Source organism: Arthrobacter sp. AG258 (assembly GCF_004364695.1).
Classification (GTDB): Bacteria; Actinomycetota; Actinomycetes; order Actinomycetales; family Micrococcaceae; genus Arthrobacter.
Window position 1 is genome coordinate 134,175 of sequence record NZ_SOBI01000003.1, and the last position, 14,943, is coordinate 149,117.

Here is a 14,943-nt window from a genome sequence, read left to right on the forward strand (position 1 = left end):
GATTCCCGCCAGCCGGGCGCCTCCGCCGCCGCTACATTTGGTTCATGCCCTCATCCAGCCCCGGACCTCAAGCACTCACTCCCCCAGCTCCCGCAGCTGTCCCGGTGAGGGCCCTCGGCGTGGCGGCCATGGCGGTCACCGTGCTGCTGTGGGCTTCGGCATTCGTGGGAATCCGCGCGATCGGCCCGCATTTCTCCCCCGGCTCCCTGACGTTGGGCAGGCTGGCGGTTGCCGCCGTCGTCCTGGCCATCCTGGTGCTGCCGCAACTCCTCAGGAGCCGCGTGGTGCCCCGGGGGCGGGAGTGGCTGCCCATCCTTGCCTACGGAGTGATGTGGTTCGGTGGCTACAACGTGGCGCTGAACGCTGCCGAGCACATCCTGGACGCAGGCACCAGCGCCCTGCTGATCAACGTCAATCCCATCCTGGTGGCAATCATGGCCGGCATCTTCCTCAAGGAAGGTTTTCCACGCTGGCTGCTGATCGGCAGTACGGTGGCCTTTGCCGGTGTCGCGATGATTGCCATCGGTTCCGGGCAGCCGCGCACCCCGGGCGGGAGTACGACGGCGGACCTCGCCGGCGTGGCGCTGTGCCTCCTTGCCGCGGTGCTCGCCGCAGTCAGCGTCATCATCCAGAAGCCGGTGGTGCGGAAGTTTCCCGCGGCCCAGGCCACCTGGTTCGGAATCGTGGTGGGTGCCCTGTGCTGCCTGCCCTTCGCCGGGCAGCTCGCGGCCGAAGTACAGGCAGCTCCGCCGCAGGCCACCTGGGGGCTGGTGTACCTGGGGGTCTTCCCCACCGCTATCGCCTTCACCACATGGGCCTACGCGTTGTCTTTGGTGGATGCCGGCAAGCTGGCCGCCACCACGTACCTGGTACCAGGAACCACCGTCCTTATCTCCTGGCTGTTGCTGGGCGAGATTCCTGCCGCCTGGGGACTGGCAGGTGGCTTGGTGTGCCTCGTGGGCGTCGGCCTGACCCGGCGCAGGACCCGGGCGCCCGGCGGGCGGCGCCGCCCGCATCGGGGCTAGAGTCGAACTATGCCAGCCAGCCTGCCACCGGGCCTGCCGATTGTCCCCTCGAGTCCGGACGGAGCAGCCCCTAACGAACCGGTTGCGGGCGCGCCCTCCGGATTCGCCATGTCCCCGGACGAGTTCGAGACCGCCGTCCAGGATGCCCTGGACAGTATTCCCGACCGCCTGGCCCGCGCCATGGACAACGTGGCCGTCTTCATCGAAGACGATTATGTTCCCGGCCCCGGAGAAGATCCGGACGCCGTCCTGCTGGGCCTCTATGAAGGGGTGCCGCTGACGGAACGCGACTCGTGGTGGGATGCCGGTTCCCTGCCGGACCGCATCACCATCTTCCGCGAACCCATCCTGGAGATCTGCGGCTCCCGGGATGATGTGATCCACGAAGTGGCCGTGACCGTCGTCCATGAAATCGCCCATCACTTCGGCATCTCCGATGCCCGGCTGCACGAGCTGGGTTGGGGCTGAGCAGGCTCCGGCCTGCGACCGATTCCGCGACACGCCCTATCGGCCAGCACCACGAATGACATTCTTGTGGTTTATGTTATTGCTGTGACTGCTGTTGCCAATGTGCATCGAGTCACGTAACCTCGGACTGCTGGCGAGCAGCTGAGGGGCACCGTCGTGCCGCATCCAGAACCTCACTCCCAGCCCAATTGTTGCGAGGTCTCTGCACATGGCTTTACCCGGATCCGGCCGTACAACGGCCGTGCTGTGCGCCGCCGTCGTACTCTTTGCCTCCGTTGCCACACCCGCAGCAGCCGTACCGGCGCCTTCCGCGCCGCTGTCCGTTCCGGCATCGCCGGACATCCCGTCCCCGGAAGATATTGCCGCGGCAAAAGCCAGCGAAACCGCGACGGCGGACCAGGTCACCGCGATCGAACGCATCCTCGCCGACGCATCCACGGCCCAGCAGGCGGCCTTCGCCGTGGCGATGCAGGCAAACAACTCCTACAGCGAAGCGCTGGTTGAGCTGCAGCAACGGACCCAGGCTGCGTCCGCGGCCTCCGCCCGTGCCTCGTCCGCGAAGGGGCAGCTGGACAAATCCCGGAAACAGGTGGGGCAACTCGCCGGAGACCTTTACCGCAACGGCGGATTGAACCCCACGCTCGGAACCCTGGCCAGCGGTGGGGACAGCCTGCAGCAGGCCGCCACGCTTGAAGCCCTGTCCGCCAGCCGGAGCCGCGCTTTTGAAGCTGCGGATGCCGCGGCCACCGCGTACCGCTCCCTGACGGCATCCGCCGACGATGCCACCAAGGCCGCTGACGATGCTGCGAAAACCGCCGAGCAGCGGAAGTCCCAGGCCGAAGAGGCCAACGCCGCGCAGGCCAAGGCCGTGTCCGACGCGAAGGCGCAGCGGACCATCCTGGTGGACCAGCTGGCGCAGCTCCGGAACACTACCGTTGCGCTGGAATCGGCCCGGGTTGATGCCCTGGACAAGCAGCGTGAAGAAGCGCGGCTTGCGGCTTTGTCTGCCGCTGCCGACAAAGCGGCACAGGACAAGGCAGCCCAGGACCAAGCGACACAGGACCAAGCCGCGGCGCAGAACGCCCCGGCCCGGGACACGGCACCTGCTCCCGCCGCTCCGGCACCGGCGGCCCCGGCCCCGGTTCCAGCCCAGCCGCCTGCAGCTCCGGCACCCGCCGCACCCGCTCCCGCGGCTCCTGCCCCGGCCCCTGCTCCTGCCAACCCCGCGCCGGCGCCCGCTCCCGCGCCCCCGTCAACCGGCGCTGGGACCTACGAGACGGCGATCTCCGTCGCTTTGGGGAAGGTTGGCGCGCCGTACTACTACCAGTGGGGCGGTACCGGCGTGTACGGCTTTGACTGCTCCGGCCTGGTGCAGAACGCGTTCGCCGCCGCTGGAAAGTACCTCCCGCGCACCGCGTCCCAGCAGTACGCTGCCGCCCCTGTCCACGTCCCGATCTCCCAGGCGCGCCGCGGCGATCTCCTGGTGTGGGGCTCGGCTCCGAACTTCTACCACGTGGCCATCTACCTCGGAAACGGCCAGGTGGTGCAGGCGCTGAATCCGCAGGAAGGGATCACCGTGTCCAGCATCAGTTCCATGGTGGGGATGGACCTCTACCCTTACGCCGCCCGCTACTGAGCCGCACTTCGGGGCCGCCCACCAGTCAGCTCAAGACGTCCTTGGTGACGAAACGGCCATACGCCAGCGCCCCGAACACCGCCACATAGCCTGCTTGGAGCAGTCCATTAGCGGCGAACGAGTCCCACAGCACCGGCTGGCGCAACATGTCACCGAAACCAAGCCAGTAATGGCTGAACAACCATGGATGCAGCCATTCCAGCTGGGGAAGCTGGTCCAGGACCTCGGAAACAACCGAGACCACCACGGTGGCCGCCATCGCACCGACGGGGACCACGGTCATGGTTGACAGGAACAGCCCAATCGCTGAGAGGCCCGCCAGGGATACGGCAATGTAGGCGGCGATGAGCACTATCCGCACGGCGGCCTCAGCAGGCTGGATGACCCCGCCGGACAGCAGGGTCACCGGCCCTACTGGAAAGAGCGCCGCGCCGATGGCCGCCCCCACCAGGCCGATGGTCAACGGTGCCACGATGCAGAAGGCCACGGCGCCCGCATATTTGACCAGGAGCAGCCGCACCCTGCCCGCCGGGGCCACCAGCAAATAGCGGAGGGTTCCCAGGCTCGCTTCCCCGGCGATGGTGTCGCCGGCCACCACGCCCACGGCGAGCGGCATGAACAGCGGGACGGACACCAGCATGGCGGTGAAGGCCACGAACAGTCCGTTTTGGGTAATCCGGTCCAGGAAGGCAGGGCCGCGACCGGGCGGGACGGCGGACGAGACCTTGACCGCGACGGCGATGAGCACCGGAATGGCGGCCAGGGCCAGCAACAGCGCCCAGGTGCGCCGCCGGGTGAACAGGACCCTCAGTTCAGAGGCCAGCAAGGAAAACCCGGAACCCGGCGTCCTGGAACCGGACCGCCTGGACGTGCTCTGCGGGGTCGCGGCCCGGGCGGTTCCCGCAGGCTGTGGGATGTCGGCAGGCACGCTACTGGGCAACGTCGAATCCTTCCCCGGTAAGGGCAACGAAGCGGTCTTCGAGGCTTTCGCGTTCGACGGCGAAGCCCCGGACACGCACCCCGGCCTGGACCAGGTGCGCAACGACTTCTTCCGGGAGCGGGGCGGGTGGCTGCACTGAGGTAACCAAGGCCGCCACGATGGTCTCGCCGTCCGGCGACGGCTTGCCGGATTCCCCGTCCACAGGTGCGGGTGGCAGCCCCAGCCGCGCGAGGACCCGCCGCGCCGCGCCGCCGTCCGGGGTGACCAGCCGGAGGCGGGTGCTGCCGGCTTGCCGGAGTTCAGCCAGCGGCCCTTGCGCCACGAGCTTGCCGGCGCTCATTACTGCGGCGTGGGTACACATCTGGTCCACCTCGGCCAGCAGGTGGCTGGAGACGAACACGGTGGTGCCCTCGTGGGCCAGGGACCGGACCAGGTTGCGCACCTCACGCGTACCTTGAGGATCCAATCCATTGGTGGGCTCATCCAGCACCAGCAGGTCCCGGGGAGACAGCAGCGCGTTGGCAATGCCCAGCCGCTGCTTCATCCCCAGTGAGTACGCGTGGACCCGCTTCCGGGCCGCGTGTTCCAATCCCACGCGCTCCAGGGCCCGTTCCACCCTGGCCTTGCGGGTGGCCGGCACGGTGTGCCGGCCGGCGGCATCAAGCCGGTGGAGGTTGGCGGCCCCGGAGAGAAAGGGATAGAACGCCGGTCCTTCCACCAAGGCACCGACCCGCGGAAGCACGTCGTGGAACTCATCCGGCATCTGCCTGCCGAGCAGGTTCACGGTTCCGGCGGACGCGGCCGCCAGGCCAAGCAGCATGCGGATGGTGGTGGTCTTGCCGGACCCGTTGGGCCCAAGGAAACCGAACACCGCCCCGTGCGGGACGGCGAGGTCCACAGCATCGACGGCGGTCTGCTGGCCGAACCGCTTACTCAGGCCATGGGTCTCGATCGCAAGCCCGGCAGCCGCCGGACCAGCGCCCGCCAGGCCCGTACTCACCGAGCCGCTGCCGCTGCGGCCTGCAGTGCCTCCGGCGGCACCATGCCAGCGAACATCCGGCCGTCGTCAGTGACCAGTACGTTCACCAGGGCTGTGGAGAGAAGCCGGCCGCCCGGGACGGGGACTGCGGCCTGTGCCAGCAGCGGATCGGCCAGCAGGGACGCTGCAGCTGAACCGGAAGCGCCCGCTGCCGTGCCCACTACCGTTTCCCAGCCGGTTCCGGCCACGGAGAGGTGCGCCTTCGCTTCGAGCTGGGGAAGCAGCTGGTCCGGGTTGGCCATGGGCCCCGGATGTGGAGCATCTGCCGGCTCATGGGACTTGTCCGGAACCGGAACGTCCTTCACCGTGCTGCCCGGCGGTGGCGTGAAGCTGAACAGGGACTGATCCGGCGTGTCCAGGGAAAAGGCGGTGAAACCGGAACGAAATGCCGGTTTGTCGGCTCCGCGTGCGGTCACCTGGACGGACAGCGGCATGCCCGTTTGGCCATCGACCGCGATGGCCACCTTGCCCACCAGCGTTGCATCGGTGCGGGGCTCAATCACCAGGTTGTAAGCGCTGCGGCCGGCAACAACGACGTCCGGTCCCACGGTGACGGCGGTGGTGGGATCGACCTTGGACAGGAGCTGCTGTGCCAGGTCGCCCGGCGCGGGGACGCCGGGTGTGCCCTGCATGTCCCTCGAGGGCATCAAATCCTGGGTTTTTGCGGGCAGCGTCAGGTGCTCAGCGGTGTTGTCCTTCGACGAGTAGAACCAGACATCATTGCCGTGCCGGACCACGTCCCGTTCTGCCAACTGGTCCACGACCTGCACGCGGGCGTTGTCCTTGCCGTCAACGTAGATGCGGGCGCTGTGCCGGCCGGACAGGAGCTCGATCACGGCGGCTGCGCTCCCGGCTGATGCAGGGGCGGAGGTCTTGCCGGCGGCCGGAAGCTCGGGCAGGCCCAACTCCGACACCTGCTCCAAGGTTCCCGAGAAAGAGTGCACCTGATGGGTGCCCACCAGTTCCAGGACTTGTGCGGGGGTTTTCGCGGGCAGCGGGTCTCCGGCGCTGGCGGGCAGGGACCCGGTGAGCGCGCCCACAGCGATCACCACCGGGGCTGCGGCGGCCGGCATCCATCGAAGCCATGTCCGTCGGCGCAATGTGCTGCGCTGTTGCAATGTGCTGCTCTGCTGCAACTCTCCGCTGGAATCCAGCGTGTTGGAACCCATAGATCAAGGTTACGCCCGCGCGGCCGGGTCCGTGCCGGCATGGGTCCCTAAAACTTCGGTACCGGCAGGACGTTCGGGCACGACGGTTCCCTGACCGCCGTCGACCGTTACTCTTTGGCCGGTGGTTATCAGCCTGGTGGCATCCGCCACCCCGACGACCGCGGGGATCCCGTATTCCCTGGCCACCACAGCGCCGTGGGAGTTGGCGCCGCCCATTTCCATCACGAGCCCTCCGGCAGTAAGGAACAACGGCGTCCACCCGGGGTCAGTTGACGGGGCAACCAGGATCTCGCCCGGTTCGAGGCGGGCGCCGACGGGGTCCAGGACCACCCGTGCCGCTGCCGTCACCGTCCCTGCCGAGGCAGGACTTCCAGCCAGCGTTCCGTCCGCCATGCCGGTGGCGGTACGGACCGCTTCGGGTTCGGTGCCGTCCGAGAGGAGCACCCGGGGTATATGCCGGCGATCAAGCTCCCGGCGGTAGTCCGCCCGCCGGCCGGCGACAAGCTGCCGGACGTCCGGCAACGTTGCTCCCGGGTCCGCTGTTACACCGGAAAGGGCCTGCCGCACCTCGGCGAAGTCCAGGAAGAAGACGTCGTCCGGGCGGTCGAGGGCTCCTGCCTCCGCGAGTTCGGCGCCCACCAGGAGCAGTTGCCTGCGGACTTCTCCAAGGCCAAGCACAAGCTGGTACTTGGGCAGTTCACGCAGGCCGGCGAAGAGCCGTGCCCTGCGCAGGGCGGCCCGCACCAACACTCCCCTGGTCCTGCCGCGCCCGGCTGCGCGGGCTACGAGCCGCTCGACCTGGGCTTCAGCGTCCTCGGCTGCTGTGCTGAACTGCCGGTCCGGCGCTAGGGCGGGATCTTCCAACCGGAGGTAATTGGCCAGGATGCCCAGGATATGTGCGGGCTCTTCCGACCACCGCGGCAGCCCGATGTCGATCTCAGCCACCGCCCGGTGCCCGTACCGCTCCAGGAACCGCCCCAGCCCGGCGTCCAGGCGCGCGGGCAGCCGCCCGGCCCTGAAGTCTTCCGCCAGCGCCGCTGGATCCGATCCCATCAGGGCGGCTGCCGATTCGCCATCATCCTTGATGGCCGAGGCGAGGCGCCACAAATCAAGGTCCATCTCGGTGGTGACGTTGTTCGGCAGGCCCCGGATCACGGGCTGGAGTTCGTCCCACGCGTCGTCGCCAAGGAGCTTTCCGGCGAGGCCCAGCATCGCAAAGCCCACCAAGGGGAGGGGAAGTATGGCCGGAACAATCGGAAAAAGGCGGGCTCCCAGGAGGGCCTCGACATGGTCCAGCCTGGCCAGGGCCCCGGGACCATCGGTGGGGGCCAAGGATCCCTCGAAGTCCCGGGTAAAGCGGTCCAGCCGGCGGAGCGCCGCCCCGGGCCGGAGCAGGGCCCGAAGTACTGCCTGCGGAACCTTGGCGTGCACTGCTGCCGGGCCTGCGTGCCGGAGGAGCCCGAGGGGCGTCCTGCCGGTCACCGAAAAGGCAGGGTCCTCGAACAGGTGACGCATGACCGCTGCGGTCCGTGCCTCCATGACGTCAAAGACCCGGGGAACGATGCGGCGGCCCACGGCGCTGCGAAGGGGCGTGGTGAAGTCGATGTATATCCGCTGCCCTGCCTCGGCGTACGGGGACGGCCCCCGCCGGGGTTCGGGAACAGGGAACCGTGCGGCCGTGGCCACGGACGAGGCGACAAGGCGCAAGGCGGCCAGCCCCATGGGGGTAAGCGGCCGGGTGAGTCCCTGCGCCAGGCTGAAGCACAGGTACGCCCTGGTGCCGCCGGCGCCGGGCCCGCCGTGGCGGACGTGGGCGGCCCCGTTGCTTTCCGGGACCGGGTAGAGGGTGGTGATGGGCCGGGATTGGGTCAGCCACAAGGCCCCGGCGTTGTCGATGGCCCACTCGGTGTCCTGCGGGGCGCCGAAGTGGTCTTCGGCCTGCAGCCCAAGCCTCGCCAGGGCGGCCAGCTGGGGTTCCGTCAGGCAGGGCGTTCCGGTGCTGCCCGGCAACTTCCTCGTCTCCGTGCCGCCGCCGGGAAGGGACCTGACCTCGACGCCTTCCCCGCCAAGCCGCTGCTCCACTGCCCTGCCGGTCAGGCCATCCACCACAAAGTGGTCCGGGTTGACCGCGCCGGAGACCACTGCTTCGCCGAGGCCCCGGCCGGCATCGATGACGAGCTGCCGGCGCCGCCCGGTGAGTGGGTTCGCCGTGAACATGACTCCCGCCGTGTCTGCATCCACCATCCGCTGCACCACTACGGCGATGGCCACTCCGGCAGGGTCGATGCCCAGGCTTGCCCGGTAGGCAGTTGCACGGTCGGTCCAGAGCGATGCCCAGCAATTGCGCACTGCCTCAAGGACCGCGTCCCCTCCGATGACGTTGAGGTAGGTGTCCTGCTGGCCGGCGAAACTCGCAAACGGCAGGTCCTCGGCGGTAGCGGAGGACCGTACCGCCACCGGAACGTCCGGTCCCATCGCGGCGTACGCCTGCCGGACGGCGTCGGATACTGCTGCCGGAAGCGGCGCCGCCAGGATTGCGGCACGCGCGGTTCCGGCCGGTCCGGCCAGGTCGATTGACCCGCTGGCGGCAAAATCATGGCTTGTGGCCCGTGCTGCTCCCTGCAGGGCCGCAAAGGCATCGGCAAGTCCGGGAAGGACGGGCTCAGGGGTGCCGACCACCTGCCAATATGCCTCTGTTGTCAGGCAGAAACCTTCCGGGACGGGCAGCCCGGCGGACATCAACTCGCCGAGGTTCGCCGCCTTGCCGCCCACGAGGGCCAGCATTCCGGCGTCGAGGGCCTCCAGCGGCAGGACGGGACCGGCGCCTGCGCTGGTGCCCGATGACGGTATCCCCTGCTGCCCCATGGCGTGGCTGGCCTGCCGGCGGACCTGGTGTGCCTACGCTGCGTCGCCCAGGATGGGCCCGAACCGTGCCCGGTCTGCCAGGCGCGGGTCTTCCCGGTCCGGCACCACCATGACCGGTCCCCTGGCATGATGGAGTACGCCGTCCGATGTTGAGCCGAGGAGCATGCCGGTGAAGCCACCGCGGCCGCGGGTGCCCACCACCACCAGTTCCACGTGCCTGCTCTCCTCCACGAGGACGTCGACAGGCGAACCGTCCTTGAGCTCGTAATCGGCCCGCAAGTGGGGATAGTGGCTGCGAAGCCAGGCCATGCCCGCGTCCAGGGTGACGCGGATGTCCTCAAACAAGGCCTTCCGGTCCATCGGGGCGGGAACCCACGCCAAGGAACCGCTGTACTGCGGCACGGCACAGACCACACGGAGCGCGGCGCCGAGCCGTTCGGCCTGGTCAGCTGCTTCCAGCACGGCCACCCTGGCCTGCTCGGAACCGTCGACGCCGACCACCACCACGTTCTCCACCGGCCGGTGGCCGGATTTGGCCTGCTCTGCCTTGATGCGCCGGTCTTCGGTGGTCTCACCGAGCCGCTCCGAGCAGAACAGCGGCACGGTCACCGTGGGGCATTTCGCGTGGGCGGGCAGCGCGCTGCTGACCGAACCCAGGAGCCGGCCCACGAAGCCGCCGCGGCCGCGGGTTCCCACCACCAGGAGCTCGGCGGTTTCGGAGATCTCCAGCAGCACACCGGCGGCGTCACCGTTCTCCACCGAGGAGCTGGCCTCGACGTCGTACGTTGAAACCTTCTCGAGGGCCTGTTTGGCGATGGCCTCGGCCCCCTCCCGGATGACCGAGTCGTCCACGGTGGCGTAGCCGCCGTCCAGGCCGGACGCGGCGAAGATCGGCACCGAGTAGGCGGTGACGATATGAAGGGGACGACGACGGCGCTGGGCCTCCCGCGCGGCCCACACCAGGGCGCACTGGCCGTGCTCGGAGCCATCGACCCCCACCACGATGCCTTCGGGAGCGGCCGGAGAACCACCGCCGTCCCGAGCGGGGTCCGGATGCAACTCTTGTGAGCCCATGGGGGCCGCCTCCTCGCGATACTGCCTGATGTTGCGGCTATTCTGCCAGAAAACGGCCCCGGGTCCGTGCACCCCGTCCCGCTGCTGCAACGGCAGGGAACAGGCCGCTTCCATTTCCCACTATTCTCCGTCCCCCGCGGCTTAGCAAGCCTGTTCAGGGGCGCGAACGAGGGTTATCCACAGGCTTTCCCGGCGCTCCCGGAAAGCGCCTTCACCACCGCGCGAATGTTTTCTCCCATGGGCTATTCACGGCCGCAATTGTTCTGTAGTCTTCAGGACATTGTTGGTCCGGGACGCCAGCTGCAACTTCCTGTGGGGGCGGCCCGGCCATGCGCTGCGACCGTGCTTGGGGGCATCGGGACGCGAGCCGGCGAGGTCGCCGGCAACCTGCCGAAGCTTCGAAGGAGGGAAACTGTAGTGTCAAGCATGCCTGGGAATGCCGGGACCGAACAGACCACCACTGTGATCATTGGCACCGGCCTGTCCGGGCTGGCCGTGGCCGCTGAACTGCGGCGGCACGGAGTGGAGTCCATCGTGGTGGACGGCCTGGATATCCTGGGCGCGGCGCAGCCGGCGAACACGTCGTCGCTGCAGCGCTGCGACGCCGCTGACAGTGACACCCTGAGGGAGCGGAACGAGATCCTGCGGCACCTGCGCAACTACGCCGCGAGCCACAGCGTCGACGTACGGAATACCACCCGGGCTGTGCAGCTGACCATGCTTGAGGGGCCCGAGGACACCGCAGCCCCCCAGTGGCAGGTCCACACGCCCACGGGCATCCTGGTGGCAGACCACATTGTCCTGACGCGCTGCGCCCACAGCCAACTGCGGCGCATGCTCAGCGACTTCGGCATTGCCGTAGGCAAGAACGTGGCAGCAGCCATGCGGGCGATCGGCATCTACCTGGTGGGGGTGGGTGAACTGATCACGCCGTCACCCAAGGAGGTGCTGCGCCAGGCCAAGACCGTAGGCCAGGCGATCTCCGCCAAGGTCAACCTTGGCAACGTCCAGCCATCGGCCGGCGCCTTCCCCGCAACGGGCAGCTTTGCGGCGCTGACCTGCTGACGGCAATCCTCTTGACCGCCGGCCTTGATCCGCCTGTTCGGCCAAGCGGCCGCTACCGCCGGCCCTCTCCAACTGTGTCCCCGTCGTCGGGCCGGTCCTCCTCGTCGGGCTGGTGCCCGTCGTCAAGCGTGTCCCCGTCACCGGAAAGCCGGCGGCGGGCCAGGACGCCCAAGGCGGCGAGCAGTCCAACGGCCACCGCCGCAAACAGCACGATGCTCCACTGGAAGGGCTCGGTTGCGCCGGCAGGTGCTGACGGTTCCTCCGTCACCCCCGGCCTCGCCGTGCCCATGCCGGGGACGGCGCCGGCCGCCGTCGAACTTCCCGACGGGGCAGCGACTGAGGCCGCAGCGCCGGCTGGGGCGGCTCCCGCCGCGGTAAACGTGAACGTCCCCTCGATCGGGTGTGAATCTGAGCTGACCACGCGCCACGCCACCTTATACGCCCCCGCCGGGCCGCCCGAACGAAGCTTTTGGGTGGCAACGTTGTCAACGATGCGGACGGAACCGTCAGCCCACTCCGTCCCGGACGCGTCCTTGACCGAGAACGAGGAGCCAATACCCAGCGGCGGGTTGCTGAAGGTCACCGACACTTCTTCGGGCGGGGCCGCCACCGACGCTCCCTGTGCCGGGCTGGTGGATTCGGCGGCATCATGCGCACAGGCCGGCCCCACCAGGCCAAGGGTGGCGACTGCAAGGACGAACAAACCGAGCATCACGCTCGGCAACTGCCGGCGGACCGGGCGCATGGGCTGCTCCTCATGTTGGCTTCCTTACAGACTAGGCGAATTTGGCCGCCCCCACCGTGCAGCACCCTTAGGATGCAGGTATCCCCACACATTCCCCCGGAGGACTAATGCTTAAGCAAGGCTCTGCCCTGGACCGGTACTTCATGGTCACGGAGCGAGGCTCCAACTTTTCCCGCGAGATCCGCGGCGGGTTCGCCACCTTCTTCGCCATGAGCTACATCGTGGTGCTGAACCCCCTGATCCTGTCCGGTCCCGACTCCACCGGCGCAACGCTCGGTTTCACCGCCGTTGCCGCGGTAACCGCGCTCGTGGCCGGGGTGCTGACCATCCTCATGGGCGCATGGGGACGGCACCCCTTCGCACTGGCCACCGGCCTGGGCGTCAACGCCTTCGTGGCCGTGACGGTCGCCAGGAACCCGGGCCTCACCTGGCCGGACATGATGGGCCTGGTGGTCCTTTCCGGCATCACCATGCTGATCCTGGTCCTCACCGGTTTCCGGACCGCCGTCTTCAAGGCCGTGCCCGAGGGGCTCAAGACAGCAATCGTGGTGGGCATCGGCCTGTTTATCGCCCTGATCGGCCTGGTCAACGCCGGGTTCGTGCGGCGAATCCCGGACGTGGCAGGAACCACCGTGCCCGTGGGCCTGGGCTTCGACGGCAAACTGCTGGGCTGGCCCACCGCCGTGTTCGTCTTCGGCCTGATCCTCACCATCGCCTTGGTGGTCCGGAAGGTCAAGGGCGCCATCCTGATCGGCATCATCACCTCGACCGTACTGTCCGTCATCCTTGAGATGACCCTCCACATCGGCCCCAGCTTTGACGGCAAGACCTCCAACCCGCAGGGCTGGTCCCTGGTGGCCCCCACATTCAGCGGCTGGGCCGCCCCGGACCTCTCCCTGATCGGCAAGGCCAACCCGTTCGGCGCCTTCTCCGACCTCGGCTTCGTGGCCGCCACCCTGCTGGCCTTCGTGATCCTGCTCAGCATCTTCTTCGACGCCATGGGCACCATGGTGGGCCTGGCCAACGAAGCCGGCACGGTCGACGAACACGGCAACATTCCCGACGTGGACCGCGTGCTCCAGGTGGACGCCCTCGGTGCCATCATCGGCGGCGGCGCGTCCGTCTCCTCCAACCAGATCTACGTCGAAGCCGGTGCCGGCATTGGCGAAGGCGCCCGGACCGGCATCGCCTCGATCGTCACCGGACTGCTGTTCCTGGTGGCCATGTTCTTCACCCCGCTGATCAACCTGGTCCCGTTCGAGGCCGTAGCCCCGGCCCTGGTGGTGGTGGGCTTCATGATGGTGTCCCAGGTGGGCAAGATTGACTGGCAGGACTGGGGCATTGCCATCCCGGCGTTCCTGACCTTCACCCTCATGCCGTTCACCTACTCGATCGCCAACGGCCTGGGCGCCGGCTTTATCGCCTACGTCCTGATCCGCACGGTCCAGGGCAAGGTCAAGGACATCCACCCGCTGATGTGGGCCGTGGCCGCGGCATTCCTGCTGTTCTTCGCCATCGGCCCGATCGAGGCCGCCCTCAGCATGTAGCCACCCGCTGGACGGGAAGGGCTGGTGCGGCGCCTGCCGTACCAGCCCTTTGTCTTTACGGCCGGCTATACCGGCGTGTTGGGCGCGAGTCCTTCGTCCCCGGAGACGGCCAGCGCCCGTTTCTCGCGCAGCCGGTCCAGCCGGTTCATCAGCGGCGAGGTGGTGGCCCCATGGATCACAATGGACAACGCCACCACCAGCCCCACAAACGACCAGAGCCAGTGCGCCTGGTCCGCGAAATGGTCCTCCCCCAGGGCAAAGGCCAAGTAGTACAGCGACCCGATACCGCGGATGCCGAAGAAGGACAGCGCCACCCGTTCGCGCGGCCCGGTCTTGCCGCCCAACAGCCCCAGCCAACCCGCCACGGGCCTGACCACCAGCAGGAACGCCAAAGCGACCAGCACCTCCGCCGGCCCGATGCCGGCGAGGAGTCCACGGGCTATGGCGCCGCCGAGCAGGACCAGGATCACCACGGTCAGGAGCCGTTCGAGCTGCTCCACGTATGAGTGCAGCACCCGGTGGTAGCCATGGCTGCGCTCGGCCGCGCGGATGGTCACGGCACACACGAAGACCGCGATGAACCCGTAGCCCTCCGCCAACTGCGTCAGCCCGTACGCCAGGAAGGTGGCTGCCAGCGCCACGAAGCCCTCCGAGTGGTTGGAAAGCCGCAGGCTGTCGCGGCGCGCTGAAAAGAACAGCTTCGCCAGGAGTTTTCCGGTGAGGAAACCCACCAGCAGGCCCAACGCCAGCCGCCACAGCACGTCCACCCCGAACCATTCGGGAAACCAGGCCGACGGCGAGGCGCCTGCCACGCTGATGGCGATGGCCAGGTAGACGAACGGGAAGGCCAGCCCGTCGTTGAGGCCGGCCTCCGAGGTAAGGCCAAAACGCACCTCATCTTCCTTTTCGACACCTTCTTCCTCGTCCGCCGGTTCGCCCACCTGCACTTCCGAGGCAAGGACCGGATCCGTGGGGGCCAGGCTGGCGGCCACCAGCAGTGCCGCGCCAAGGCCCAGGCCCAGGAACCACATGCCCAGCAGCGTCAGGGCGGCGATGCACAGCGGCATGGCGATGCCCAGCAGCCGCCAGGTGGTGGACCACCGCTTGCGCCCTACCGGCCGGTCCAAGGCAAGCCCGGCGCCCATCAGCGAAATGATGACGCAGATTTCCGCCAGGTGCATCACGAAACCACTGTGCTCCACCGGGTTGGGATCCGGGAGCGAGGGAATCAGCGCAAAGGCCCCCATGCCTGCACCGAGGAAGACCATGGGCATGGACAAGGGCATGTTGCGCAGCAGTTTTGGCAAGACGGCGGCGACGAAGACGGCCGCGCCGGCGGCCGCAAAGATGATGTTAGCGGCGTCGAACAT

Annotated in this window: 12 protein-coding genes; 5 read left to right on the forward strand and 7 right to left on the reverse strand. The window is 68.3% G+C overall.

Features of this window, described 5'->3' with window-relative positions:
• Positions 1-44: 44 nt before the first annotated feature.
• The 3 genes from DFO47_RS06985 to DFO47_RS06995 all read left to right on the forward strand — a co-directional run bounded on the left by DFO47_RS06985 (position 45) and on the right by DFO47_RS06995 (position 3,129).
• Positions 45-1,025: a DMT family transporter gene (locus tag DFO47_RS06985; RefSeq protein ID WP_109045836.1), complete on the forward strand. Its 981-nt coding sequence runs from the start codon at positions 45-47 to the stop codon at positions 1,023-1,025.
• Between the two features lie 9 nt (positions 1,026-1,034).
• On the forward strand, positions 1,035-1,493 hold the full coding sequence (locus DFO47_RS06990) for a metallopeptidase family protein (protein ID WP_109045835.1): 459 nt from the start codon (positions 1,035-1,037) through the stop codon (positions 1,491-1,493).
• Positions 1,494-1,701: 208 nt separating this feature from the next.
• A complete protein-coding gene (locus DFO47_RS06995; protein ID WP_166651682.1) occupies positions 1,702-3,129 on the forward strand; it encodes a C40 family peptidase in 1,428 nt (475 codons plus the stop codon).
• Positions 3,130-3,154: 25 nt separating this feature from the next.
• Here the strand turns inward: DFO47_RS06995 and DFO47_RS07000 are convergent, their stop codons facing one another.
• The 5 genes from DFO47_RS07000 to DFO47_RS07020 all read right to left on the reverse strand — a co-directional run bounded on the left by DFO47_RS07000 (position 3,155) and on the right by DFO47_RS07020 (position 10,216).
• Positions 3,155-4,069, reverse strand: coding sequence for an ABC transporter permease (locus DFO47_RS07000; protein ID WP_208294377.1), 915 nt, complete (start codon positions 4,067-4,069; stop codon positions 3,155-3,157).
• Positions 4,059-5,069, reverse strand: coding sequence for an ATP-binding cassette domain-containing protein (locus DFO47_RS07005; RefSeq protein WP_018763084.1), 1,011 nt, complete (start codon positions 5,067-5,069; stop codon positions 4,059-4,061). The genes DFO47_RS07000 and DFO47_RS07005 overlap by 11 nt, the downstream gene beginning before the upstream one ends.
• Positions 5,066-6,181 (reverse strand): hypothetical protein, encoded by a 1,116-nt coding sequence (locus tag DFO47_RS07010; RefSeq protein WP_133831438.1) that lies wholly within the window; start codon positions 6,179-6,181, stop codon positions 5,066-5,068. Before DFO47_RS07010 ends, DFO47_RS07005 begins: the two co-directional genes overlap by 4 nt.
• 105 nt (positions 6,182-6,286) lie before the next feature.
• Positions 6,287-9,142 carry a PEP/pyruvate-binding domain-containing protein gene (locus DFO47_RS07015; protein WP_133831154.1) on the reverse strand — a complete coding sequence of 952 codons (2,856 nt, stop codon included), beginning with the start codon at positions 9,140-9,142 and terminating at the stop codon, positions 6,287-6,289.
• Between the two features lie 33 nt (positions 9,143-9,175).
• Positions 9,176-10,216 (reverse strand): universal stress protein, encoded by a 1,041-nt coding sequence (locus tag DFO47_RS07020; protein ID WP_026264955.1) that lies wholly within the window; start codon positions 10,214-10,216, stop codon positions 9,176-9,178.
• Between the two features lie 426 nt (positions 10,217-10,642).
• Between DFO47_RS07020 and DFO47_RS07025 the strand changes: the two genes are divergently transcribed.
• Positions 10,643-11,281: an NAD(P)-binding protein gene (locus tag DFO47_RS07025; protein WP_133831439.1), complete on the forward strand. Its 639-nt coding sequence runs from the start codon at positions 10,643-10,645 to the stop codon at positions 11,279-11,281.
• A 52-nt stretch (positions 11,282-11,333) separates the two neighbouring features.
• Here DFO47_RS07025 and DFO47_RS07030 read toward each other — a convergent pair whose 3' ends face one another.
• Positions 11,334-12,026, reverse strand: coding sequence for a copper resistance CopC family protein (locus tag DFO47_RS07030; protein ID WP_133831155.1), 693 nt, complete (start codon positions 12,024-12,026; stop codon positions 11,334-11,336).
• Between the two features lie 107 nt (positions 12,027-12,133).
• Between DFO47_RS07030 and DFO47_RS07035 the strand changes: the two genes are divergently transcribed.
• The gene (locus DFO47_RS07035) at positions 12,134-13,573 is read left to right on the forward strand and encodes a solute carrier family 23 protein (protein WP_018763078.1); all 1,440 of its coding nucleotides are present in this window, start codon (positions 12,134-12,136) and stop codon (positions 13,571-13,573) included.
• 65 nt (positions 13,574-13,638) lie between these two features.
• Here the strand turns inward: DFO47_RS07035 and DFO47_RS07040 are convergent, their stop codons facing one another.
• Entirely contained in the window at positions 13,639-14,943 is a 1,305-nt protein-coding gene (locus DFO47_RS07040; RefSeq protein ID WP_018763077.1) for a cation:proton antiporter, read from the reverse strand.

Coding starts and splice junctions, on each gene's coding strand:
- DFO47_RS07025 (WP_133831439.1), top strand. CDS start 10,643: ATGCCTGGGAATGCCGGGACCGAACAGACCACCACTGTGATCATTGGC.
- DFO47_RS07010 (WP_133831438.1), bottom strand. CDS start 6,181: ATGCCGGCCGCCGCAGCCCCGGTGGTGATCGCTGTGGGCGCGCTCACC.
- DFO47_RS06995 (WP_166651682.1), top strand. CDS start 1,702: ATGGCTTTACCCGGATCCGGCCGTACAACGGCCGTGCTGTGCGCCGCC.
- DFO47_RS07030 (WP_133831155.1), bottom strand. CDS start 12,026: ATGCGCCCGGTCCGCCGGCAGTTGCCGAGCGTGATGCTCGGTTTGTTC.
- DFO47_RS06985 (WP_109045836.1), top strand. CDS start 45: ATGCCCTCATCCAGCCCCGGACCTCAAGCACTCACTCCCCCAGCTCCC.
- DFO47_RS07020 (WP_026264955.1), bottom strand. CDS start 10,216: ATGGGCTCACAAGAGTTGCATCCGGACCCCGCTCGGGACGGCGGTGGT.
- DFO47_RS07015 (WP_133831154.1), bottom strand. CDS start 9,142: ATGGGGCAGCAGGGGATACCGTCATCGGGCACCAGCGCAGGCGCCGGT.
- DFO47_RS06990 (WP_109045835.1), top strand. CDS start 1,035: ATGCCAGCCAGCCTGCCACCGGGCCTGCCGATTGTCCCCTCGAGTCCG.
- DFO47_RS07040 (WP_018763077.1), bottom strand. CDS start 14,943: ATGTTCGACGCCGCTAACATCATCTTTGCGGCCGCCGGCGCGGCCGTC.
- DFO47_RS07035 (WP_018763078.1), top strand. CDS start 12,134: ATGCTTAAGCAAGGCTCTGCCCTGGACCGGTACTTCATGGTCACGGAG.